Origin of the sequence: Rhizorhabdus dicambivorans (assembly GCF_002355275.1) — a bacterium.
GTDB lineage: Bacteria > Pseudomonadota > Alphaproteobacteria > Sphingomonadales > Sphingomonadaceae > Rhizorhabdus > Rhizorhabdus dicambivorans.
In genome coordinates, this window is sequence record NZ_CP023449.1 from 1,828,289 (window position 1) to 1,852,025 (window position 23,737).

A 23,737-nucleotide genomic window follows, 5' to 3' on the forward strand; every position below is an offset into this window, starting at 1 on the left:
CGGAAATCGGCTCGGGGCGAGCCGAAAATGGTGCCGAGCGAGAACCGGCGCGCAGCGTACTCAAGGTACGTGAGCACCGGAAGCGCAGGGGGGCGCCATTTGCAGGCCGCCTCGGGCCGATTGCCGATACACGAGGAAGCGCCGCCCCTTGCCGGCTATTCCCCCCGTCGGAGAATGAGCTGGCAAAGGACGGCGCCACCGGCACTGGCTCGGGTCGAGGTTTCAGCCTCAGCCCTGATAAGCCGGCCGGAAGCCGGGCCGGGGCGGACGTTGCACCCGGGTCGTGACATATTCGGTCTGGCGCGGGGCGGTCGCCGGCTGGCTGGCGGTGGCCGCGACGACCGGATCGGTCATAGGCAGATCGCCCCGCGCAGCCATCCGCTCGCGCATGTCGTAGAAGCTGGCCCGCTTCACGCGGCGCTTCAGCGACAGGAACGGATTGTTGGGCGTCGGCCCGCGATAGGCGGCCTGGACGTGGCGGCCAAAACGCGACGTGTCAAAGCCTTCGGGAATCCGGTTCGACGGGGCATCGGAGGCCGTCGCCAGGGCGGGCTCGGGTGTCCGGATCGGCGCAGTCATGACGGGGGCGGCATAGACCTCCGGCGCGACGGGCACCGGCGGCTCGCGGGTCTCGACCGTGTCGGTCCTATGGACCTCCGCGACATCGTCGCGGCGGCGGCGGTTGAGTGCGTAGAGCCCGCCGCCGAGCAGCAGGATCGCGGCGCCGACGCCGCCCGCGATCGGCAGCGTGTCATCGGCCGGGGCGGCCGGGGCAGGCTGCGCGACGGGCGCCTTGGCGACCGGGGTCGGGGAGGGTGCTACGACCGGGGCAACCGGCGCGAGCCGTTCGGCCGGCGCCGCGATCGGCGCGGCGGCGGGGGCGGCTGCGGTAGGGGCGGTCGCGGTGGCACGCGGCGCCGGAGCAGGGGTGTTGCGGGCGGTCGAGCGGGCAATCGGTGCGGGGGCCGGCGTAGCGGGTTCGGCCTCGACGACGGGGGCCGGGGCGGGCGCGGCGCTGGTCGGAGCAATCACGGTCGAGCTGCCCGGCCGGATCGGCACGGTCACGAGGCCGCCGCTCGATGGGGCCGATGTCGTGCTGCTCATCGTTGCCGGGGCGCTTTCGACCGGCGCGGGTGCGGGCGCGGCGACGACCGGCGGCGGGGTCACGATCGGTGCGGGCGCTGCCGGATCGGCGGCCTGCGCGAAGGACGGGGTTGAGGACAGGGCCAGGACAGCGGCAATCGCGGTCAGGCCGGGGCGGACGGGGTGGGTTGCGTACCTCATGCGTAAAAGAACCCAGCTTCCTTCAATCGGGTCCATGCTTCTCCGACCAATTGCCGGCCCGGCGCGATGAATTGATTTGGAGATATGAAGTTATGTGCTGAGATGAACATCTATGACGGATCGGACATCATCCATTAATCTGCCATTAATGTGACGACTCGGGAAGATCATCTTCGATATTCTGTAAGGAAGGTGATCTATAGTCTCATCGCCTCACCCATGCGGCGGATCGCGTCGACTTTCGCGTGGAGCGGTCCCCAGTCGTCATGCTCGTCGATCGCCGACCAGATCGCCTCCACCTCGTCGATCAGCATCGAGCAGGGCTCGGGGTCGCGCCAATAGTCATGGTCGAGCGAGGCCTGGCCCCGATAGTCCGCGATGGCCGCACGGAAGCCGGCGAAGTCCTCGCCGTCATACAGCGCATCGGCCGGCGATGCCGCGCGCCGCGCGCCGCCGCGCCAGTCGAAGAAGAAGCGGTCGATGCCGACCTGGCTGCGCTGAAGCGCGCTGTCCATCGCCTGGAGCAGGGCGAGGTCCGCTTCCTCGCCGCGCGGGGCGACGCCGAGCCGGCCGCAGATCGCGGCGGCGACGTCGCGCTCATAATGGCCGGGCCAGCCGTCGAGCGCGGGCGCCAGTTCCTCGGCTTCGGCGACGGTGCGCAGCGACCGGGCCAGTTCCACCACGTCCCAGTGGATCGCCTGCGCCTGCCGGCCGAAGGCATAGAGGCCCTGCTGGTCGAAATAGGCGGCGGTGAAGCCGGGGTTCCATGTGGGGTTGAAGCGCCACGGGCCATAGTCGAAGCTCTCGCCGGTGACGTTGATATTGTCGCTGTTGAGCACGCCATGGACGAACCCCGCCGCCATATAGCTGGCGGCGAGCGCGGCAGTGCGGCGGCAGACGAGATCGAGCAGCTGGCCGGCGGGCGCGTTGCCGGGCGTCTCGCCATAGAGGTTGGTCAGCGTATAGCCCATCAGGTCGCGCATCGTGTCAGCCTCGCCCAGCGTAGCCAGCCGCTGGAAGCTGCCGATGCGGATATGGCCATGGCTCAGCCGCACCAGCACCGAGGACCGGGTGGGGGAGGGCTCGTCGTTGCGCTGGAGCGCCTCGCCGGTCTCGATCAGCGAGAAGGTCTTGCTGGTCTCGACCCCCAGCGCCTCCAGCATCTCGGTCGCCAATATCTCGCGCACGCCGCCCTTCAGGGTCAGCCGGCCGTCGCCGAAGCGGCTGTACGGCGTCTGGCCCGATCCCTTGGTGCCGAGATCGAGCAGTCTGCCCTCTCCGTCGCGCAGCTGCGCGAACAGGAAGCCGCGCCCGTCGCCGATGTCGGGGTTGTAATGCCGGAACTGGTGGCCGTGATAGCGAAGCGCCAGCGGCTGGGGCAGGTTGCCGGGCAGCGGCTCGAAGCGGCCGAAATGGGCGATCCATTGCTCGTCGCTCAGCGAATCGAGGCCGACCGCGCCGTCCCAGCGCCGGTTGCGGAACCTCAGGATCGCCTGCGGGAAGTCCGCTGCCGCGACGGGATCGGACAGGCGATCCCTGATCGTCTCGATTTTGGGATCGGCGCGATAGGCGGCGGCTTGCGGGGCGATGGGCATGCGGCGATATGGGGGTGGAACAGGCGGAGGTGCAAGCATGGCGGCATGGGAAGACGGTCACTGGTTGTCGAAAGACGGCCTCCGTCTCCATTATCGCGACTATCCCGCCGCGGCGCGATCGAAGCGCCCGGCCATCCTGTGCATCCCCGGCCTGACCCGCAATGCGCGCGATTTCGCGGCGGTGGCGGATCGGCTGGCGGGCAAATACCGGGTGATCGTCGCCGAACTGCGCGGGCGCGGCGAGAGCGAGCGCGCCAAGGACCCGATGAGCTATGTGCCCGCCACCTATCTGGAGGACCTGACCGCGCTGATCGAGCAGCGCGCGCTCGATCGCTTCATCCTGTTCGGCACTTCGCTGGGCGGCATATTGTCGATGCTGATCACCGCCACCCATCCGGCCAAGGTGGCGGGCGTGCTGCTCAACGACATCGGGCCGGCGATCGATCCGGCCGGGCTGGTCCGCATCCGCGGCTATGTCGGGCGGGGCGGAAGCTACCCGACCTGGCTCCACGCGGCCCGCTCGCTGGCGGAGGTGCACCGGCCGGCCTATCCCGACTACAAGCTGGACCAGTGGCTGGAGATGGCGAAGCGGCTGTATCGCCTGACCAGCGCCGGGCGGATCGTCGCCGACTATGACAATGCGATCGCCGAACCGTTCCGCGTGCCCGGCAATGAAAGCGGCGGCGATCTGTGGCCACTGGCCGAAGCGCTGAAGCCGATCCCCAGCCTGCTGATTCGGGGCGAGCTGTCGGATATCCTCTCGGCCGAGACGGCCGACCGCATGGCCGCCGAGCTGCCGCTGCTCGAACGGGTCGATCTGCCGCGCATCGGCCATGCGCCGACGCTGTTCGAGCCCGAAAGCGAGGCGGCGGTCGACCGGCTGCTCGCCCGCATCGCCAAGGCCGGCTGACCGGATGGATCGTCCGGCCCGCATCCTCCATTGCCACTCGACCTTCCAGCTGGGTGGCAAGGAGGCGCGGGCGGTGCGGCTGATGAACGCCTTCGGCGACGCCGCCGAGCATGTCGTGCTGAGCGCGGTGCCCGGTGCGCTGGCCGCCCGCGACGCGATCGATCCGGGCATCGGCGTGGCCTTTCCCGGCGATGGCGCGCCATCGCTGCAGGGCAAGCCGGGTGTTGGCCGCTATTCGTTGCTGGCCCGCTATATGGCCGGCTTCGACCTCGTCCTGAGCTACAACTGGGGCGCCATGGACGTGGTCGGCGCGCGGCGGCTCTATGCCGGGCTGCGCCGTCTGCCGCCGCTGATTCACCATGAGGACGGCTTCAACGAGGATGAGGCGGTGCGGCAGAAGCCGGCGCGGGTCTGGTTCCGCCGCGCCGCGCTGCCCGCCGTTCACCGGCTGGTGGTGCCGTCGCACCGGCTGGAGGCGATCGCGCTCGACGTCTGGAAGCAGCCGACGGGCAGGATCGAGCGCATCCCGAACGGCATCCGCCTGCCGAGCGAGGGCGAGCTGGCCGCGCCGCTGCCGATCCCCGGGCTCGCGGCAGGCGGGGGGCTGGTGATCGGGACGGTTGCCGGGCTGCGGCCGGTGAAGAACCTGCCGCGCCTCGTTCGCATCTTCGCGGCCGGCGCGCCGGCCGATGCGCGGCTGGTGATCCTGGGCGAGGGCCCTGACCGGGGCGCGATCCAGGCCGAGGCGGAACGGCTGGGCGTCGCCGGCCGGCTGGTGATGCCGGGCTTCGTGCGCGATCCGGTACGCCATATGGCCGGGTTCGACATCTTCGCCTTGTCGTCGGACAGCGAGCAATTCCCGATCTCGCTGGTCGAGGCGATGGCCTGTGGCCTGCCGGGGCTGATGGCCGATGTCGGCGACATCGCTGAGATGACGGCGCCGGAGAACCGGCCTTTCATCCGGCGCTGTGACGATGAGGCCGGCCTTGCGGCAGGGCTGGCGCAACTCGCGGCCGATCCTGCCCTGAGGCGTGCGATAGGCACGGCCAATCGGGCGGTGGCGCTACGAAATTTCGCCGAAGAGGCGATGATCGAGCGCTATCGCACCCTATATTGGAATGCGATCGGCGCATCCCTGACACGGTAACAATCGCCGATTTGCAAGGGCTGGGCGATTTTGCGCGCATTTCGCGGCGCTTGGCACTATAGGGCGCCCATTCTGGCCCTTGCCATGCTTGGGCGTTGGTTGCGCGTGATTGGAGGTATCGTTGTTCAAGGGTCTGCGGCCGATCGTTTATGGCGGGCGCGAAGTCTGGCCGATCATCGAAGGCGGCAAGGGCGTCGCCGCGACCAATCATGCCAGCTCGGGCGCCTGGGCAGCGGCGGGCGGCATCGGCACGGTCTCGGCCGTGAACGCCGACAGCTATGATCCCGAAGGCCGGATCATCCCGCAGGTCTATCGCGCCTCGACCCGGCGCGAGCGCCATGAGGAGCTGATCCAATATGCGATCGACGGCGCCGTCGAGCAGGTCAAGCGTGCGTTCGAGATCGCCGGCGGCAAGGGCGCGATCAACATCAACGTGCTGTGGGAAATGGGCGGCGCCCAGCGCGTGCTGCACGGCGTGCTGGAAAAGACGCGCGGCATGGTGGCGGGCGTCACCTGTGGTGCCGGCATGCCGTACAAGCTCAGCGAGATCGCGGCCTCCTATGGCGTGAACTATCTGCCGATCGTTTCCTCCGGCCGCGCCTTCAGCGCGCTGTGGAAGCGCGCCTATTCCAAGGCGGCCGAATGGCTGGCGGCGGTGGTCTATGAGGACCCGTGGCTGGCGGGCGGCCATAACGGCCTGTCCAACGCCGAGGACCCGAAGGCGCCGCAGGATCCCTATCCGCGCGTCAAGGCGCTGCGCGACACGATGCGCGAGGGCGGCATATCGGACAGCGTGCCGATCATCATGGCCGGTGGCGTCTGGTATCTGCGCGACTGGAACGACTGGATCGACAATCCCGAGCTGGGCGCGATCGCCTTCCAGTTCGGCACCCGTCCGCTGCTGACCCAGGAAAGCCCGATCCCGCAGGGCTGGAAGGACCGGCTGACGACGCTGGAGCCCGGCGACGTGCTGCTCCACCGCTTCTCACCGACCGGCTTCTATTCGTCGGCGGTGCGCAATCCCTTCCTCCGCAACCTTGAGGCGCGCTCCGAACGGCAGATCGCCTTCTCGATGGAGGCGGCGGGCGACCATCAGTATCAGCTCGACGTCGGCGTGAAGGGCAAGAGCTTCTGGGTGACGCTGGGCGATCTCCACCGCGCGCGCGAATGGTATGGCCTGGGCTTCACCAACGCGCTCAAGACCCCCGACAACACCCTCGTCTTCGTCACCACCGACGAGATGAAGATCATCCGCAAGGACCAGGCCGATTGCATGGGCTGCCTCAGCCAGTGCGGCTTCTCCTCCTGGGCGGACAATGAGAACAACTCGACCGGCCGCCTCGCCGATCCGCGCAGCTTCTGCATCCAGAAGACCCTGCAGGATATCGCCCATGGCGGGCCGGTGGACGAGAACCTGATGTTCGCGGGCCACGCCGCCTACAAGTTTAAGCAGGACCCCTTCTACTCGAACGGCTTCGTGCCGACGGTGAAGCAGCTCGTCGACCGCATCCTGACCGGGGACTGAGGGGGGGCGTTTCGACCGCCTTCGGGCCGTCCGGAGATGCGGTTCCCGCACAATGCGGCCCCTCCTCATCGTCATTCCCGCGAAGGCGGGAATTCACGGTAACGGAACGATTTCGACTGGTCCGGACGCCGTCCATGGATTCCCGCCTTCGCGGGGATGACGGTTGGCAGGTCGTCCTCCGCTCCTCAGCGGACTCCGGCAGTATTGCACCATTTCGGACCAGTCCGCCGGCCCGCCGCACCATCATGCTTGCAATGTAGGATTTCGTTTGTTCTCTTTATGTTCTATTTGGAAATATGGAGAATCGAATGGCCAAGGATCCGAACTACGATCGCTACGCGGGGATGAAGTCGCTGCCCGGCCCGGACGGCAAGCTGCCGCGGCCCTTCCGGGTCGATGAGGGCGGCAACGTCATTTATCGCGATGAGGAGCGCGGCATAGGACAGCCGATGAGCGCGGGGAAGTCGCGCGATCTCGCCCGGGCGGGTATTCTGAGTTGGGATGAGCTGGATCGGAAGCTCGATCGGCAGATGGCGCCGCCGACCGGGGAGGTTCTGGCGACGGCTTCCCGTGGTTCGGCTGGAACGGGCGGCAGTGGAGGCGGTGTAGCTGTAACCCGCAAGACGATCGGCGGAATCGACTATAATGTGATCAGCGCGAACTCCTTCGATCCTGCGCTGTCTATGGGAAAACGGTCATGCCCAACGCTGACGTGATCGCTAAAATGAATGCCGATATAAATCAGATTGCTGTGACAAATCGTTCGGCAAGAGGGGAGAAAGGAACTCGGATCATAAGCTTGCCGATGAATTTCAGTGACCAAATTGACGATCGGCCGCCTAGTGAAAGGAATCTCCCGCTGACCGCGCCCAAGTCGGAAATGTATTATTCTCTTCCTGTTATAAATCCAGAGACCAAATAGATAGACGGCGCCGAGACGCTCAAGTTTGGAGATTTTAATGAGCAACCGGTGGGAACGGTGGCTTATGGCCATGGCCACATCGATAAAGGAGATTACGCAAGTGATGCAATGATCGATTATTGGGCTCCTTCCAAAAAGGTTTATGGAGATGTGACGTCACTGCTTGCGAATAATCCGGCACCGATGGCTACCGTGTCGGAAGGACGCCTAGCTTGGCATCAACTGGAAGATGGCAGACTCCAGTTTATGTACCCTGTAGGAATGCGTCTTAGCAATCATGAGGCAGAAGAGATTCAGAAGAATTTGAATCTTCAACAGTCTTTATTTCATAGGAAAACCCCGTGAAAAGCATCAGATGTTTGCTATTCTCCATTGCCGAAATTCGACCATGGACCGGTCCTGCCTTGCGTGAGCGTCCCTCGCTTTGCCTGATCATGCTGCTGGTGATTTCATGTTTGATGCCAGTTGCTTCTCACGCGAAGCATTCAGATAAGAAGGGGGAATGCACGGCCGCTAACGCACGGCCCATATCGATCGCGGAGGCGTCGCGGGGCGGAAGTAGGCAAGAATGGGCCTGTGTTCGGATTACGGGCATCGTTGCTTTTTGGACGATGTACGGCAGCGTCAGTGACATCTACCAAAGCACGGAGACTTGGCAAAACCATAATCCCCGCGCTCGGAGGCGCGCGCGTATGGGGCTCGGGGTATTTCCTGCAGCCGACGACGGTACGGAGTTTGGGTGGCCGTGGTCTGCCGGGGCACCGCATCGGATAACGCTGCTCGGGCGATTGCACGAATGCGGCCGTGATCCAGAAACGGGAAAACCCTATGAGGGCTTCTTCATGGAGCTTAACTGGTGCCATGTCTGGACGGCGCTCCTCGTCAAGGGTTTTGAAGGGATGCGTTGAACGGGTGCGGTCATGTCTTCGGCCTGTTGAGTGCGGTGGTTGCCGCTGGCCCTGATGATTGTCCGCTGAAGGTGGCGTGCCGCTATCACCGTATCGCGCTCGAAGCGCTGCCAGTTTACCGGGCTGTGCAGCCTTGTTGTCCGCCTGTCACATCACCGCATGGGCACCCTTGAGCGAGCCGGGGAGGTCAGGCGGCGTAGCGCGCCTGCCGGGAGAGCAAGGCGAAGGCGATCCGCGCCAGCTTGTTGGCGATGGCGACCGCGACGAGCTTGAAGGGCTTGGTGGCGAGCAGTTTCCTCGCCCACAGCCGCAGCGGATCTTCGTGCCGGGCATGATGGTGGAGCACGGCATGAGCGCCGACGACGAGCAGCTTCCTGAGATAGACATTACCCATCTTGGTGATCCGGCCAAGCCGCTCCTTGCCCCCCGAGGATCGCTGGCGCGGGACGAGGCCCAGGAAGGCGGCGAACTCGCGGGGACCCGAGAACTGGCCCACGCCATCGGGGCCCAGCGTGGCGACGAACGCATTCGCGGTAAGCGAGCCGATGCCGGGAATGGACATCAGCAACCGTGCATCCGCGCTGCCACGCGCGGCTTCGAGGATCGCCTTGTCAGCTTCGGCGATGGCGGCATCAAGATGGCGGAGCTGCTCTACCAGCGGCAGCAGCGCCTGAACCACACAGGTCGGCACCTCGTCGTCGCCGGCCGCGACGAGCGCCGCGAGGGCGCGGGCGTTGCATGCCCCCTGCGCGGCAATGACGCCGGCCTCGGCGAGATGGCCGCGCAGGGCATTGAGCAATTGGGTCCGTTGGGCGACGATCAACTCGCGCACCTTGTGGCGCATCAGCACTGCCTGGTTCTCGATCGAGCGGACGGTCACGAAGCGCATCGACGGCCGCGTCACCGCCTCGCAGATCGCTTCGGCATCGGCGGCATCGTTCTTCTGGCGCCGGACATAGGGCTTCACATAAGCGGGGGGCATCAGCTTCACGTCGTGCCCCAGCGAAATCAGCGTGCGACCCCAATGATGGGCCGAGCCGCAAGCCTCCATGCCCACCCGGCACGGCGGCAGGCGCCGGAAGAAGTCCGCCACCTCGCGCCGCCTGAGCGAGCGGTTCAGCACCACCCGGCCCTCGGTATCGATGCAGTGAACCTGGAAAACATGCTTGGCCAGATCAAGGCCTACAACCGTGACAGTCGACAAATCGCTTGATAGCTTGCTCATGTGGATGGTGCTCCTTGGTGGACCTTCGACAGTCACACCGTGGAGAATGTCGCTATGCGACTCAAACCTCCCTCAGAGCGCCGTCCACACCATCACCATAATAGTGGAACCATTCTGGTGCCCCAGAAGATTGTAGCCGATGACCCGATCGATCTCACGCGCATGACCGGCAGGCGTGCGTGGCGTCGATATGGGGATATCATGCCGAGTCGAAAGGGCTCCCCGTTGGAGGCCAATGCCTTGGAATATACCTACCGGATGTTCCTTGCGGCTCATAAAGGCGACCGGCGAGCGATGCTGGACCTTAACGACTTTGAGGGAGTCAAGCTGTCTCCCAGTGGATTGGAATTGTCTGAAGACCTTGAAGAAAAGCCGTGGCTTTCGAAAGCCCAGGATCTCCTCGATCTTTGGTTTGGGAACTCCGATTTGGTTATTTCGCAAGTTGCTCGAAGTGCCTTTCCCCCGGCCGTGCGAATTTTTGAATCGCGATGGAAAGGGGAAAATGACGAAGGGCCATGGGCCTGCTGGACGTCAGCGCCCATGGCTGAGAACGACTGGCCGATCAGCAGCGTGGATACCGGCAATATCGCAGGACGGCCCTATGCCTGTGTCGAGTTGACTACAAAATTATATGAGCCGGACGAAATTTTGACCGGTGCTTCTCGCCGAGGGTGGAAGCTGAAGGAAGCCGCCGATTGATCGCTTCGTAAAGATAAAATCTACCAATTTAGTAGAGTTTATCTTTCGCGGGAAGAAGGAGCATTAGTGTTGGCTTCGGCCGCGGCTCCGCTACTCTCGCAGCATGAAGACCGCGCTCATCATCCGCCACACCCCCTATGAAGGCATTGCCGGCTTTCGTGCGCCGGTCGAGGCCGCCGGGTACGAGATCGACCGGATCGACGTCACCGATCCCGACTTCGCGAATATCGATTTCGACGAGCCTGATCTGGTCGTGATGATGGGCGGGCCGATGGGCGTTTATGAAACCGACAGCCATCCCTGGATCGCCTGCGAAATCGTCCGGCTGGCGCGGCGGATATTGCTCGATCGGCCGACCCTGGGGGTGTGTCTGGGCAGCCAGATGATGGCGGCGGCGATGGGCGCGCGGGTCTATCCGGGGCCGGTGAAGGAGGTGGGCTTCGCGCCGGTCGCGATCAGCGCGGCGGGGCAGGGATCGCCGCTGCGGCATATCGAGGACGTGCCGGTGCTGCACTGGCATGGCGATACATTCGACCTGCCCGAAGGCGCCGAACTGCTCGCCTCGACCGGCCATTATGCGCACCAGGCGTTCCGGCGCGGCAGCAATATCCTGGCGCTGCAATGCCACCCCGAAATGGGCGAGGACCCGCGCTTCGACGTGTGGCTGGAGGACGAACCCTATGTCGCTGCGGCAGGGCAGACCATCGCCGGGCTGCGCGAGCAGCACGACCGGCATGGATCGGCGGCGGTGGCGGCCGGCCGCCGGATGATCGCGGACTGGCTCGACCGGCTTGAATAGCCGTCCGGGTGTGAAGGTAAGCCGGCCGATACCCGTAATTGCCCAACTTCCCTGCGCAACGAATTGGGGCTAGCATCGATTCGAGGCAGGGGGGCGTTGCTTTATGATATGGTCGGAGGAAGCACGGGACGGGGCGGTGGTCGCGTCGCCGAAGGGCAAGATCGACGAGAGCACGGCGCAGGGATTCGGCGCGAATCTGGAAGGCGCCGTCACGCGCGCGGCCGATGCGTCGGCCCGGCTGGTGCTCGACTGTTCGGGAATCGATTATATGTCGTCGCGGGGCCTGCGCGCGCTGACGCTGGCCAAGCGCAAGGCCGATGGCGCGGGGGTGCGTATCCTGCTCGCGGCGCCCAATGCGATCGTGCGCGAGATCCTGGCGATCAGCCGCTACGACAAGCTGTTCGGGGTGACCGAGACGGTCGACGCCGCACTCGCCGGCTGATTGTCGAAGCTTTAGTTTCCCGCGATTTCCGAGCCGGCAGATATGCCTATCTGCCTCGAAATCGCTCTAGCGAGGGGTAAGGTCCATGCTGGTCCGTTTCTGGGGAACGCGCGGTTCGCTGGCGGTGGCGCCGACCGCGGGGGCCATAAAGGGCAAGATCGCCAAGGCGCTGGTCGCCGCCGGCGGACGTCGCTTCGCCGACGAGGCGGAGGCCACCGCCTTCGTCGAGGGCGAACTCGATTTCGCCACCGGGGCGACCTACGGCGGCGCCACCACCTGCGTCGAGATCGAGGCCTCGGCCGGCGACGGCTCGTTCATCCTATGCGACTTCGGCACCGGATCGCGCGAGTTCGGGATCAGCGCCTTCGGGCGGATGGCAGGCGGCCACAAGCGCGTCTTCAACGTTTTCATGTCGCACCTGCACTGGGATCATATCGGTGGATTCCCGTTCTTCGGGCCCGCCTTCGATCCCAATTCCCACATCGTCATCCATGCCGGGCATGAGGATGTCGAACAGGCCTTCCGCCGCCAGCAGGAAGAGATCAGCTTCCCGGTGGCGTTCGACTGGCTGCGCGCCAAGATCGAATTCAAGGTGCTGGCGCCGGGCGAGACCTACCGGATCGGCGGGCTCGACGTGGAGGTGATGGAGCAGCATCACAGCCACAAGAGCTATGGCTATCGCTTCACCGATCCGACCGGCAAGACGGCTGTGTTCTCGACCGACAGCGAGCACAAGATCGAGAGCATGGAGGGCGAGGCCGACGTCGCCAACTTCTTCCGCGCGGCCGATCTCGTCATCTGCGACACCATGTACTCGCTCGCCGACGCGGTTTCGATGAAGGAGGATTGGGGGCACAGCTCGAACATCGTCGCGATCGACATCTGCCATGAGGCGGGGGCGAAGCGGCTGGCGCTGTTCCACCATGAGCCGATCTACAGCGACGAGGATATCCAGCGGATGCACAAGGAGAGCATCCGCTATGAGGAACTGACCCGGCGTGACGATCCGCTGGAGGTGCTGTGCGCCTATGACGGCCTAGAGGTGAGGCTGTAGGAACTGGGGCATTCCCATGACCCGCCGAATCTGGATTGCCGGCATCGTCGCGCTGCTGCTGGAGGCGGCGCTGAGCGCGATGTCTGGCGAGGCGATGCGGCGGCCGCTGTTCGACTGGTGGCAGCGCGCCGCGCCGCGCGACCTGTCGGGCACCAGGGTCCATGTCGTGCTGATCGATGCCGAGAGCATCGCCGAGGTGGGGCCCTGGCCCTGGCCGCGCTATCATATGGGCCGGCTGACCGAGCAGATCGCCGCGCGCAGGCCCAGTGCGATCGGCTTCGACATGACCTTTCCGGAGCCCGACCGGGTCCGGCCCGACCTCTTCGCCCGCCTTTATCCCGAACTCAGCCCCGAGGCTGCCGCGGAGGTGCAGGCGCTGCCGCCGATGGACAAGCTGTTCGGGCAGGTGATCGGCGGCGCCCCGGTTGTGCTGGGCCGGGCCGGTGTCGCCGATGACGGAGGCGATCCGGCGCAGTTGATCGTCGATCCGGAGATCAAGGGGAAGCTTCCGCCGCGCCTGCCCGATTATCCCAGGGCGATCGCCAACATCCCCGAACTGGAGCCCTGGGCGCTCGGCCATGGCCTGCTCAACGGCCAGCCCGATGGAGATGGCAAGGTTCGCCGGATACCGATGCTGGTGAAGGCGGGGGGGCGTCCCATGCCCAGCCTTTCGCTGGAGCTGGCCCGTGTTGCATTGGGTGAGGAAGAGCTGAGGACCGACGCCGGCCATGTGATGGTCGGAAGGCAGCATGTCCCGGTCGATGAATCGGGCGACATGCTGCTGCGCTTCGGCCATTTCCCGTCCACCCAGATCAGCTCGGCGGTCGACCTGCTGCGGCAGGGCTTTCCAGCCGATGCCTTCGCCGGCCAGATCGTGCTGATCGGCCTGTCGGCGACCGGGACACCCGATATCGTCGCGACGCCGCTGGAGGCGGAGGCGTTCGGGACCTTGGTGCAGGGCCAGGCGGTCGATGCGATATTGCGCGGCGGCTGGCTCGATCGGCCACGCTGGGCGGCGCCGCTGGAATGGGCGCTTGGCGCATTGCTGTCGCTGCTCATCCTGCTGCTGGCGGCGCGGCGGCGCTGGCTGCTGTTGCCGGTGGGGCTGGCGATTGCCCTGCCGATCGGCTGCTGGCTGGCCTTCGATCTTGGATCGCTGCTGATCGATCCGCTGCGGCCGCTGCTGCTCGCCGGGGCCACCGCGCTCGGCGTCGCGGCGGCGACCTTCGTCGAGGCGCGGCGCGAGCGCGAGCGGCTGCGCGGGGCGCTGGTGCAGGAGCAGATCGCCTCGGCCGCGACCGGCGCCGAACTGCAGGCGGCACGCTCGATCCAGCTCGGCATGCTGCCGCCGCGCGAGGACCTTGCCGCCTTCGACCCGCGCCTCGACATCGATGCCCTGCTGGAGCCCGCCAAGTCGATCGGCGGGGACCTTTACGACGTGATCCGGATCGATGCCGATCGCGTCGCCTTCCTGGTGGGCGACGTCACCGGCAAGGGGGTGCCGGCCGCCCTGTTCATGGCGCTGAGCAAGGCGCTGGCGAAAAGCGTGGTGCTGCGCGGCGTTCCGAGCCTCGCCGATGCCGCCTTCATCCTCAACGAGGAGCTGATGCGCGACAACAGCGAGTCGATGAACGTCACCATGCTGATCGGCATCATCGACCTGTCGAGCGGCGAGACCGTGCTGATGAGCGCGGGGCACGAGGACCCGCTGCACATCGGCAGGGACGGCGCGATCGCGATCCACAAGCTGGACGGCGGGCCTCCCTTCTGCATCGTCGACTTCCCTTATCCCGACGAGCCCATGAAGCTGGCGCCGGGCGAGACGCTGGTGATCATCTCCGACGGGGTGAGCGAGGCGCAGAATGGCGCGGGCGCGCTGTTCGGCCATGAACGGCTGCTGGAGGCGCTCCAGGGCAAGGCCAGTGCCACCGCGATGGTCGATGCGATGCGGGATGCGGTGCGGGTCTTCGAGGAGGGCACCGATCCGACCGACGACCTGACGGTGATGGCGATCCGGTATCTGGGGTGAGTTCTACCTGACCGTCACCACCACGCGGCGGTTGGCGGGCTCGCGCACGCCATCGTCGGTCCTGACCCGCAATTCGCGCTCGCCCCGGCCGACCGCGCTCATCATATCGCGGTCGAGGCCCTGATCGGCGAGCGCGGCCAGAACCTCCTCGGCGCGGCGCTGCGAGAGCCGGTCATTATCCTCGTCGCTGCCGAGCGTGTCGGTATAGCCGGTGACCTGGACCTCCGCCCCCGGGCGTCCGGCGATCTCCTTCTTGAGAAAGTCGAGCCCGGGTTCGGATTCTGACGTCAACTGGGTCGTTCCCTCCCGGAAATAGAGGGTCAGCCGCACGGGCGGCGGCGGCAGCGTATCCAGCAGCGCGCGCTGGCGGGCGCTCAGCTTCGGGTCGACGCTCCTGGTGCGCGGCCGTCCGGACAGGTTGGTGCGGCTGTTGAGCTCGCTCACCACCGTCTCGCGTGCCACGCCATTCTCTTCGATCACCGCGACCGCGCCCTGCTTGCCCTCCTCGCTCGGCAGGAGGGTCAATGACGGCGTGGCGCAGCCGACGAGCAGCCCCGCCAGCATCAGCGGGGCCAGACATGCGGGGCTCACTTCGGCACCTCGACGATGAAGCGGGTGCCGCGCACCCCCAGCAGCGAGGTCGGCGTGCGGACTTTCATCGCATCCTGCTTAGACTTGGCGATCTGCCCCGATACGACCGCGAGCGAGCCACGGTTGACGCGGGTGACGAAATTGCCGGCCTGGGTGGTGCGGTTATAGTCGAACTGGTCGACCGCGATGCTGCTGTTCGGCCCGACCGAGAAGCGGGTGTCGTCGATGAAGGTGAGGCTCATCTGGCCGTCCCTGCCGGTGACCAGCCTGTCGCCCGACTGGAGCTGGAATCCGGGCACCGGCGCCAGCTTCGCCTTGCCGCGTTCGACCGAGGCCGTGCCCATGCTGCGCTTGATCCGGCCGATCTCCGCAGCCATTGCGGACTGGGCGATCAGCGCCGTTCCGAGCATCACCATCATTGCGGGTTTCATGATGTTCGCCATCCCCATGACCGAGGAGTCGTGACATAGGCGGAATCATGGTGTCCCGCGACTCGAATTCGGTGTCGTTAACAATCCGTTGCACAGGCGCGGATGCCGTCCACGCGATGGTCGAGGGCGCGCAGCAATATTGCCTCGATCGCGGGCTGGAGCCGGACCTGGGCGCCCGGCTGGTGATCGTGGTCGAGGAACTGGTGGCCAATCTCGTCGAGCATGGCGGTGTCGCGGCGGACGGGCTGATCGAACTGGTGTTGACCCAGGAGCAGGGCGCGATCGCAATCGCGCTGAGCGACAGCGGCGTCGCCTTCGATCCGCGCAGCGACGATCCCGACGCCGGAATTCCGGAGCGCGGTGGCGGAGCCGGCATCGACCTGGTCAAGGCCTGGGCGGAGATCGTCGACTATCAATCGGGCAACGGGCGCAACAGGCTGCTGCTGAAGATGTGGGTGTCGTGAGCGCGATCACAATATCATCTCGATGCACGCTCCGGCGTCGCTGGGCCGGATCGTGATCGTGCCGCCATGGGCGGTGACGATGCGGCGGACCAGGCTGAGGCCGACGCCGGTGCCCTTCGCCTTGGTGGTGAAGAAGGGCAGGAAGATGTCGCCCGCCTGATCGGGGGCGATGCCGGGGCCGTTGTCCGACAGCATGATCGAGCTGCGCCCGCCCGCGATCAGGCCGAGCGACAGTTTCAGGCGCGGCGCACGGCCCGCCGCGATCGCGGCTTCGGCACCGTTCTTCAGCAGGTTGAGCACCGCCTGCGCCATCAGGTCGGGATCGCCGTCGAGCACCATGTCCGCCGGAACGATCGAGATGGCCAGTTCCGCCTCCTGGCCCTCGGCGGTGGCGGCGAACAGGCGTTGCATCTCCTCCGCCCAGGGGCCCGCAGGGAAGCGCCGTGCGCGGATCGTCGGGGTGCGGATGAAGGCCCGATAGCCTTCGACGAAATGCATGATCCCTTCGGCACGACGGGCGAGGGTGGAGACGGCAAGGCGGGCGTCGCTGATCTGGGGGGCGATGCGAGGATCGTCGGTCTCTATTTCGGCCATCAGCCCGGCGGCGCTCTGGGCGAGCGAGGCGACGGGGGTCATCGAGTTCATGATCTCATGGGTGAGCACCCGGACCAGATCGGCCTGGGCGGCGATTTCGACCGCGTCGAGTTCGCCGTGCAGCGGCTGCACGGTGAGCAGGCGCAGCGGATGGCCCAGTCGATGGATCTCGGCCCCGGTCAGCACCGCGCGCTGCGGACGTCCGTCGATCTCGATCGCGGCGATGCGGCGGCTGCTGCCTTCGAGCGCCGCGACGAAATCGGCGCCGTGGGGGGCATAGTCGGCAATCCGCACCGCCTCGGTCCGCCCGAACAGCTTGCGCGCGGCGCGGTTGGCCAGTTCGACCCGCTCGCCATCGATCACGAGCAGCGCGACCGGCGCCTCGTCGACCAACGCGGCGTTGAAGCGGCCCGCGTCGGCCGCCTGCGCCCGTTCCTCGCGAAGCCGCCGCATTGCGCTGTCGAGCTGCTGCCCCAATGCGTCGAAGCCGCCGCCATGGCGGTGCGAGGAGAAGCCCTGCGACAGATCGCCATGCGTCACCGCTTCGATGAAGCGCGCCAACTCGACATTGGTACGGCGGACATAGCTCCACAGCGCCCAGATCGCGATGGCGGCGATGACCGCCGCCAGCAATTTGGTGGCGACAAGGTCTGCGCGTTCGAAACTATAGACAAGCGCCCATAGAGTCAGCGCGACCGCCGTCAACCGCCAGGCCAGCCCGATCGAGAAGTGCCGGTCAAAGGCCATGCTTTTCCATCCGGCGATAGAGCGAGCCGCGCGTCAGCCCCAGTTCGGCGGCGGCGGCCGAGATGTTGTAGGCGTGTTTCTGCAGCGCGCGTTCGATCATCTGCTTTTCGGCGCGTTCGAGGTTGAGATCGGTCGCTGGAGCAGCAGTCGCCTGGATCTTCACCGCCGGGGCGCCGCGCGACAGCGGGAAATCGGCGAGCGCATAGGCGTCCCCCTGTGCCAGGATGACGGCGCGCTCGGCGGCGTGACGGAGTGCGCGGACGTTGCCCGGCCAGCTATAATCCTGGAGCGCGGCCAGCACGTCGCGGGGCAGTTCGCGTTCCGGCGCGCCATATTTGCGCGCGTAGAGATCGAGGAAATGGGTGAGCAGCACCGGCACGTCCTCGGGCCGTTCGCGCAACGGCGGCAGCTCTATCTCGACCGTGTTGAGCCGAAACAGCAGGTCGGGCCGGAACACCCGGTCGTCATGAAGCCGCTCGGGTGACAGGTTGGTGGCCGAGACGATGCGGACATCGATCGCGGCCGACTTGTTCGATCCGACCGGGGTCACCTGCCGCTGTTCCAGCGCGGTCAGCAGGCGCGGCTGGAGATGGAGCGGCAGGTTGCCGATCTCGTCGAGGAACAACGTGCCGCCGTCCGCCGCCTGGAGCCGGCCGATCCGGTCGGCGCGGGCGTCGGTGAAGGCGCCCTTCACATGGCCGAACAGCTCGCTGTCGATCAGGCTTTCGGCGATCGCGCCCATGTCGACCGACACCAGCGCGTGCGCGGCGCGGCGCGAACGGCGGTGGATCTCGCGCGCCACCAGTTCCTTGCCGGTGCCGTTCTCGCCCAGGATCAGGACATTGGCCTCGGTCGGCGCCGCCCGCTCGATCAGCGAAAGGACATGGCGGATCGCGGGCGAGCGGCCTAGCAGGGGCGTCCCGCCCGCCGGGTAGGACAGGGCGGATACCTTGGCACGCTCGACATCGGTGGCGCGGCGCGAAGCGCGCAGTCTGGCGGCGGTGGCGACGGTGGCGAGCAGCCGGTCGTTCGACCAGGGCTTGGAGACGAAATCGGTGGCGCCGCGCTTCATCGTCTCCACCGCGATGCCGACGCCGGCATGGGCGGTGATCAGCACGACGACCGCGTCCGGATCGTCCGCCAGGATGCGTTCGAGCCAGTGGAAGCCTTCGGCCGCGTCGGTGGCGCCGCGCGCGAAATTGGCGTCGAGCAGGATCACGTCGGGGGAGCGCGCGGCGATGGCGGCCATCGCCTCATCCGGCGAGGTGAAGCACGCGATCTCGGCGAATATGTTCTTCAGCGTCAGCCGCGCGGCGAGCAGAATGTCCTGATCGTCGTCGACGATGATCGCCAGATCGAATGTGCTCAATGTCATGCTCGGTAGCTATGGACTGTCCGGAATTGGACAATCAAGGGTCGTGCCAACCCTTAGTACGTCATGCCAGCGAAGGCTGGCATCCATGTCTGTGGCCTTCTCCGATGTCATCGGATGACGGGAGAGACATGGACCCCAGCCTTCGCTGGGGTGACGAATGTTCGGATGCGGACAGTCCGACTGTCCGAAAATGGACGGTCGCTCAGCAGGATCGCTGGAAATCCGGTCTTCCCCACTTGGCACGCCGATTGCGTAGCTCGCCGCCATGAGCGTAGTCCCCATGAAGAATGAACCCGAGCCCGCGGCCCATAGCGGCGGCGCGATGGACCGGGTCATCGAGAAAAAGGGCCTGTCGCCGCGTATGAAGATCGGGGGCGGGATAGCGCTGCTGCTCGCCGCCATCCTGCTGTTCTGGTGGTTCGCGCCGCGCGGATCGAGCCAGACGGTCGAGGCGCAGCGTCTCGCCATCTCCGAGGTGAAACAGGGCACCTTCGACGATTTCCTGCCCCTGCGCGCGCGCGTCACCCCCCTGCTGACCGTCTATCTCGACGCAGTCGAAGGCGGTCGGGTCGAGAAGATCCTGGTCGAGGACGGGGCCACGGTGGTGAAGGGGCAACTGCTCGCCGAGCTTTCCAATGCGGACCTCCAGCTCTCGACGCTGGCACGCGAGACCGAGGTGGCCGAGCAGCTCAACAATCTCCGGACCACCGAACTGGCCCTGTCGCGCACGCGCCTGGAGAATGAACGCAACATCATCCAGGCCGATCTGGATGCGACCAAGGCCCGTCGGCAATATGAATTGCAGGCGCCGCTCGCCGCGAAGGGGTTCGTCGCGGGCAGGGTCTTCCGGGACACCTCGGACGATTATCAATATCAGGTGAAGCGCGGCCGCGTCCTCCGCGCCGCGCAGGCCAATGACGAGCGGCTCCAGTCGAGCCAGCTGTCGCAGCTCCGTGCCACCGCCGCTTCGCTTCAGTCGGCGCTCGCCATCGCCCATGCCAATCTCGATCAGCTCAAGCTGCGCGCGCCGGTATCGGGCCAGCTCACCGCCTTCTCGATCCAGGTCGGCCAGTCGATGAGCCGGGGCGAGCGGATCGGCCAGATCGACAGCCCCGGCCGCACCAAGCTGGAGGCGGGGGTCGACGAATATTATCTCGGCCGGGTCCAGCCCGGGCAGAAGGCGACCATCGAGCTGGGCGGCAAGACCTATCGGATGAAGGTCGCCAAGATCTATCCGCAGGTGAAGAATGGCGAATTCCAGGTCGACCTGTGGTTCGTCGATCCCGAGCCGGCCGGGATGCAGCGTGGCCAGTCGCTCCAGGCGAAGCTGATCCTCGGCGATCCGAGCCCGGCGCGGCTGCTGCCCAGCGGCAGCTGGTACACCGACACCGGCGGCGCCTGGGTGTTCGTCGTCGATCCCGACGGCGACGGCGCGATCCGCCGCGCCGTCCGGCTCGGCCGCCGCAACAGCGATTATATCGAAATCCTCGACGGGCTCGATCCCGGCGAGAAGGTCATCACCTCATCCTATGCCGGCTTCCTCGACAGGACGCGGCTCGACCTCCAGCGCGACTGAAAGGACATCTTATGCTCACATTGCGCAACCTGAGCCGCGTCTACCGTACCGACACGGTCGAGACGACCGCGCTCGACGGGATCGACCTCGACATCCTCGCGGGCGAGTTCGTCGCGATCATGGGGCCGTCGGGCTGCGGCAAATCGACGCTGCTCAACATCCTCGGCCTGCTCGACAGCCCGACCGGCGGTTCCTATCGCTTTCACGACCAGGAGGTGGCGGGCCTGCCCGAGGCGAAGCTGGCCGATGTCCGCAAGCGCCACATCGGCTTCATCTTCCAGAGCTTCAACCTGGTCGACGAGCTGACCGTCGCCGAGAATATCGAGCTGGCGCTGCTCTATCACGGTATCCCGGCGTCCGAACGGCGCAACCGGGTGCGCGCGGCGATGGACCGGGTCGGCATCGCCCACCGCGCCGATCACCGGCCGAGCCAGCTGTCGGGAGGCCAGCAGCAGAGGGTCGCGGTCGCACGCGCGGTGGTCGGCCGGCCCGACCTGATCCTGGCCGACGAACCGACCGGCAATCTCGACACCCAGCATGGCGAGGAGGTGATGGGCATGCTCCAGGCGCTCAACCGCGACGGGGCGACGATCGTGATGGTCACCCATTCGCCGGCCCATGCCGACTATGCGAGCCGCGTCGTCAACATGCTCGACGGCCGGGTGCTGGTCGAGCGCCGCCGGGCGGCTTGAGGGCAAGCAGAACATAAGAGCCGTCATTCCTGCGAAGGCAGGAATCCATGTCTCTCCCGGCATCAGATGCCATCGCGAGCGGAGACAGACATGGACCCCAGCCTCCGCTGGGGTGACGAAAATGGAAGGGCAGGGATATGTGGCGCAATTATCTGACGGTCGGCATCCGGGCGCTGGCGAAGAACAAGGTCTATGCCTTCATCAACATCTTCGGCCTCGCCATCGGCATGGCGGCCTGCCTGCTGATCCTGCTCTTCGTCCGCTACGAGATGAATTACGATCGCTGGCTTCCGAACAGTGAGAATATCTACCAGCTGCAGAGTTGGTATCACTGGCGCGATACGGGGGAGGATCAGCGTCTCCAGCTGACGACCTACACATCGGCGGCCGCGATCCGGAAGGATTTCCCGCAGGTCGCCAACGCTGCCTATCTGTTCACCAACAACCCCGTGTTCGTGAAGGAGGGCCAGACCTCCTACACTGAGAATTATTGGTTCACCGATGGCGATTTCCTGGACATCGTGCCTTTTCCGGTGGTGCGCGGCGCGCGCCGGCTCACCGCAAATGGCCAAGCCTTCATCACGCAAGCCGAAGCCGTGAAGCGCTACGGGGCCGAGGATGTGGTCGGCAAGACAATGTCGGTGATCACCCGGGGCAAGCATGTCGATTATCGGATTGTCGGCGTATTGAAGGATATTCCGAAGTCTTCGCACTTCAAGGTCAACGCTTTGATCCGCATGGACATCCCCGCTTATTGGGGGCCGGAAGGGCGGCAACAGCTTACCTGCTGGGGCTGCCAGAACGGGTTCGTCTATCTGCGGCTGAAACCCGGCTCCGACGTGAAGGCGATGGAGGCGATGCTCCCGGCCTGGGAGAAGCGCAACATTCCCGATGTTATGCAGGGTGACTTGCGCACCAACCAGGGGGACGAGCAGGACTGGCATTTTGTCAACGTCAGGGACGTTCATCTCGGCGCCGGGCAGGATGGCGCGATGACCCCGGGCAACGATCGCCGGACGATTGCCACCTTCGCGATCATCGCGCTGCTGATCCTGGGCATGGCGGTGGTCAACTTCACCAACCTCGCCACCGCCCGGGCCAGCCAGCGCGCGCGTGAAGTGGCGCTGCGCAAGGTGCTGGGCGCCAACCGCCGCCAGCTGATCGTCCAGTTTATCGGGGAATCGCTGTTGATCGCGGCGCTCGCGATGTTGATCGCGCTGGCCATGGTCGAACTTTCGATGCCGTTCCTCGCCAATTTCCTGAACGCCGATCTGGCGGTCGTCTATCTGGGCAGCGGAGGTATAGCGCTGCCTGTGATCGCGCTGGTGCTGGTCGTCGGCGTACTGGGTGGCCTCTATCCGGCCTTCTTCCTGTCGCGCTTCCAGCCTGCCACGGTGCTCAAGGCCAACAAGTCCTCGGCTGAGACCTCCGGATCGGGCCGGCTGCGCAACGTGCTGGTCGTCGGCCAGTTCGCGGTGTCGATCGGGCTGATCATCTGTACTGCTGTCGTCTATCTTCAGACTGTTTACGCCCGCACCGTCGATCCGGGTTTCAAGCGCGAGAATATCGTTCAGATGGAGGGGCTCTCCCGTGCTCAGTTGATCGATAAGGGCGACATGATCGTCGAGCAGATGAAGCGCGTTCCCGGCATCGAGGCGGTGGGAAGGAGCGGCATCGGCGTGGGCACCGACAACAACAGCAGCAATGGCTGGAACCTGCCCGGCCGATCGGAGCCGGTCTCGATCGACAGCTATAATGTCGACCGCGGCTTCCTGGAGGCGATGGGGCTGAAGCTGGTCGCTGGTCGCTGGTTCGACGATCGCGCGATGGACGATTCCACCATCCCCTATGGCGATGACGGGACGGCGGAGACCGCACTGGCCCGGCGCGGCGTCAATGTCGTGATCAACCAGCTGGCGGCGAAGCGCCTCGGCTTTGCTGACCCGGCGCAGGCGATCGGCAAGACCTTCAAGGCAAGCCTCGTCCAGAGCGAATATGGGCTGGTGCCGACGACGATCGTCGGTGTGGTCGCCGATGCGCGCTTCCGCTCGGTCCGCCTGCCGCTCGATCCGATCGCGTTCCAGAACGCGCATCAGGGCCACCAATTCCTGGTCGTCCGCTACCACGGCAATCCGGCCGACATGCGCGGCAGGCTGGAGCGGGCGTGGCGCGGCATCACCAGCGACGTGCCTTTCGACGCCAAGCTGAGCGAGGACGTGATCCAGGAACTCTACGAGGCCGACGACGCGCGGGCGAAAACCTTCGCGGGCTTCGCGATCCTGTCGATCATCGTCGGCTGCCTCGGCCTGTTCGGTCTCGCCGCGTTCACCGCCGAACGTCGCACGAAGGAGATCGGCATCCGCAAGGTACTGGGCGCCCGTACGCCGGATATCGTCCGGCTGCTCGTCTGGCAGTTCAGCCGTCCGGTGCTCGTCGCGAACCTGATCGCCTGGCCGATTGCCTGGTGGGTGATGCGCGACTGGCTGAACAGCTTCGATACCCGCATCGCGCTGGGGCCGACGCCCTTCCTGGCCGCCGGCCTGCTGGCCCTGGTCATCGCGATCGGCACGATCGGTGCGCATGCCTTCCGGGTGGCGCGGGCGAACCCGATCCATGCGCTGCGCTATGAATGAATTTTAAGATCCTCCCTACGCGCAGCGTGGGGAGGGGTAGCCACGCTCGACCGTTACGCTGATGGAGAGGTTGTAAACCCCTCCACCATCCTGCA

General features: G+C 65.9%; 22 protein-coding genes. 15 read left to right on the top strand and 7 right to left on the bottom strand.

Translation table 11 applies throughout. From position 1 onward, the window contains the following. Positions 1-228: 228 nt before the first annotated feature. Both CMV14_RS08795 and CMV14_RS08800 read right to left on the bottom strand, forming a co-directional pair. Complete coding sequence (locus CMV14_RS08795) at positions 229-1,284, bottom strand: hypothetical protein (protein WP_066969740.1); 1,056 nt, start codon at positions 1,282-1,284, stop codon at positions 229-231. Between the two features lie 197 nt (positions 1,285-1,481). Further along, complete coding sequence (locus CMV14_RS08800) at positions 1,482-2,879, bottom strand: protein adenylyltransferase SelO family protein (RefSeq protein WP_066969742.1); 1,398 nt, start codon at positions 2,877-2,879, stop codon at positions 1,482-1,484. Between the two features lie 37 nt (positions 2,880-2,916). Here CMV14_RS08800 and CMV14_RS08805 point away from each other — a divergent pair, with 37 nt between their 5' ends. The 6 genes from CMV14_RS08805 (at position 2,917) to CMV14_RS26445 (ending at position 8,291) form a co-directional block, all read left to right on the top strand. After that, positions 2,917-3,789 carry an alpha/beta fold hydrolase gene (locus tag CMV14_RS08805; protein WP_066969744.1) on the top strand — a complete coding sequence of 291 codons (873 nt, stop codon included), beginning with the start codon at positions 2,917-2,919 and terminating at the stop codon, positions 3,787-3,789. Between the two features lie 4 nt (positions 3,790-3,793). Continuing rightward, positions 3,794-4,936: a glycosyltransferase gene (locus CMV14_RS08810; RefSeq protein WP_066969746.1), complete on the top strand. Its 1,143-nt coding sequence runs from the start codon at positions 3,794-3,796 to the stop codon at positions 4,934-4,936. A gap of 121 nt (positions 4,937-5,057) precedes the next feature. Then, positions 5,058-6,461 carry an NAD(P)H-dependent flavin oxidoreductase gene (locus CMV14_RS08815; RefSeq protein ID WP_066969755.1) on the top strand — a complete coding sequence of 468 codons (1,404 nt, stop codon included), beginning with the start codon at positions 5,058-5,060 and terminating at the stop codon, positions 6,459-6,461. Between the two features lie 308 nt (positions 6,462-6,769). Beyond that, on the top strand, positions 6,770-7,177 hold the full coding sequence (locus CMV14_RS08820; protein ID WP_066969748.1) for a hypothetical protein: 408 nt from the start codon (positions 6,770-6,772) through the stop codon (positions 7,175-7,177). A gap of 254 nt (positions 7,178-7,431) precedes the next feature. Further along, positions 7,432-7,728: a hypothetical protein gene (locus CMV14_RS26440; RefSeq protein WP_139114812.1), complete on the top strand. Its 297-nt coding sequence runs from the start codon at positions 7,432-7,434 to the stop codon at positions 7,726-7,728. Further along, complete coding sequence (locus CMV14_RS26445) at positions 7,725-8,291, top strand: hypothetical protein (RefSeq protein ID WP_141396756.1); 567 nt, start codon at positions 7,725-7,727, stop codon at positions 8,289-8,291. Before CMV14_RS26440 ends, CMV14_RS26445 begins: the two co-directional genes overlap by 4 nt. Before the next feature lie 187 nt (positions 8,292-8,478). On the opposite strand, the gene CMV14_RS08825 is transcribed toward CMV14_RS26445, so the two are convergent. Then, positions 8,479-9,495: an IS110 family RNA-guided transposase gene (locus CMV14_RS08825; RefSeq protein WP_096367840.1), complete on the bottom strand. Its 1,017-nt coding sequence runs from the start codon at positions 9,493-9,495 to the stop codon at positions 8,479-8,481. Between the two features lie 138 nt (positions 9,496-9,633). Here CMV14_RS08825 and CMV14_RS08830 point away from each other — a divergent pair, with 138 nt between their 5' ends. From CMV14_RS08830 to CMV14_RS08850, 5 genes are all read left to right on the top strand, one after another. Beyond that, the gene (locus CMV14_RS08830) at positions 9,634-10,215 is read left to right on the top strand and encodes a hypothetical protein (protein WP_096367703.1); all 582 of its coding nucleotides are present in this window, start codon (positions 9,634-9,636) and stop codon (positions 10,213-10,215) included. Between the two features lie 103 nt (positions 10,216-10,318). Next, on the top strand, positions 10,319-11,014 hold the full coding sequence (locus CMV14_RS08835) for a glutamine amidotransferase (RefSeq protein WP_066964223.1): 696 nt from the start codon (positions 10,319-10,321) through the stop codon (positions 11,012-11,014). A gap of 103 nt (positions 11,015-11,117) precedes the next feature. Continuing rightward, complete coding sequence (locus CMV14_RS08840) at positions 11,118-11,456, top strand: STAS domain-containing protein (RefSeq protein ID WP_066964226.1); 339 nt, start codon at positions 11,118-11,120, stop codon at positions 11,454-11,456. Positions 11,457-11,541: 85 nt separating this feature from the next. Continuing rightward, positions 11,542-12,510, top strand: a complete 969-nt coding sequence (locus tag CMV14_RS08845) for an MBL fold metallo-hydrolase (RefSeq protein ID WP_066964229.1) — start codon at positions 11,542-11,544, stop codon at positions 12,508-12,510. Positions 12,511-12,526: 16 nt separating this feature from the next. Continuing rightward, positions 12,527-14,539 (top strand): CHASE2 domain-containing protein, encoded by a 2,013-nt coding sequence (locus CMV14_RS08850; protein WP_066964232.1) that lies wholly within the window; start codon positions 12,527-12,529, stop codon positions 14,537-14,539. Between the two features lie 3 nt (positions 14,540-14,542). Here CMV14_RS08850 and CMV14_RS08855 read toward each other — a convergent pair whose 3' ends face one another. Together CMV14_RS08855 and CMV14_RS08860 are read right to left on the bottom strand one after the other, a co-directional pair. Further along, entirely contained in the window at positions 14,543-15,130 is a 588-nt protein-coding gene (locus CMV14_RS08855; RefSeq protein ID WP_238147234.1) for an OmpA family protein, read from the bottom strand. After that, positions 15,127-15,561, bottom strand: coding sequence for a FecR family protein (locus CMV14_RS08860; protein WP_066964520.1), 435 nt, complete (start codon positions 15,559-15,561; stop codon positions 15,127-15,129). Before CMV14_RS08860 ends, CMV14_RS08855 begins: the two co-directional genes overlap by 4 nt. 116 nt (positions 15,562-15,677) lie before the next feature. Between CMV14_RS08860 and CMV14_RS08865 the strand changes: the two genes are divergently transcribed. Beyond that, positions 15,678-16,025, top strand: coding sequence for an ATP-binding protein (locus tag CMV14_RS08865; protein WP_238147235.1), 348 nt, complete (start codon positions 15,678-15,680; stop codon positions 16,023-16,025). A gap of 6 nt (positions 16,026-16,031) precedes the next feature. Here the strand turns inward: CMV14_RS08865 and CMV14_RS08870 are convergent, their stop codons facing one another. Continuing rightward, complete coding sequence (locus CMV14_RS08870) at positions 16,032-17,366, bottom strand: sensor histidine kinase (RefSeq protein WP_066964240.1); 1,335 nt, start codon at positions 17,364-17,366, stop codon at positions 16,032-16,034. Next, positions 17,356-18,741: a sigma-54-dependent transcriptional regulator gene (locus CMV14_RS08875; protein ID WP_066964243.1), complete on the bottom strand. Its 1,386-nt coding sequence runs from the start codon at positions 18,739-18,741 to the stop codon at positions 17,356-17,358. Before CMV14_RS08875 ends, CMV14_RS08870 begins: the two co-directional genes overlap by 11 nt. 265 nt (positions 18,742-19,006) lie before the next feature. On the opposite strand from CMV14_RS08875, the gene CMV14_RS08880 reads away from it, so the two are divergent. The 3 genes from CMV14_RS08880 to CMV14_RS08890 all read left to right on the top strand — a co-directional run bounded on the left by CMV14_RS08880 (position 19,007) and on the right by CMV14_RS08890 (position 23,642). Next, positions 19,007-20,317, top strand: a complete 1,311-nt coding sequence (locus CMV14_RS08880; protein ID WP_066964247.1) for an efflux RND transporter periplasmic adaptor subunit — start codon at positions 19,007-19,009, stop codon at positions 20,315-20,317. Between the two features lie 11 nt (positions 20,318-20,328). Next, positions 20,329-21,009, top strand: coding sequence for an ABC transporter ATP-binding protein (locus CMV14_RS08885; protein ID WP_066964250.1), 681 nt, complete (start codon positions 20,329-20,331; stop codon positions 21,007-21,009). A 137-nt stretch (positions 21,010-21,146) separates the two neighbouring features. Beyond that, a complete protein-coding gene (locus CMV14_RS08890) occupies positions 21,147-23,642 on the top strand; it encodes an ABC transporter permease (RefSeq protein ID WP_066964253.1) in 2,496 nt (831 codons plus the stop codon). Positions 23,643-23,737 lie beyond the last annotated feature (95 nt).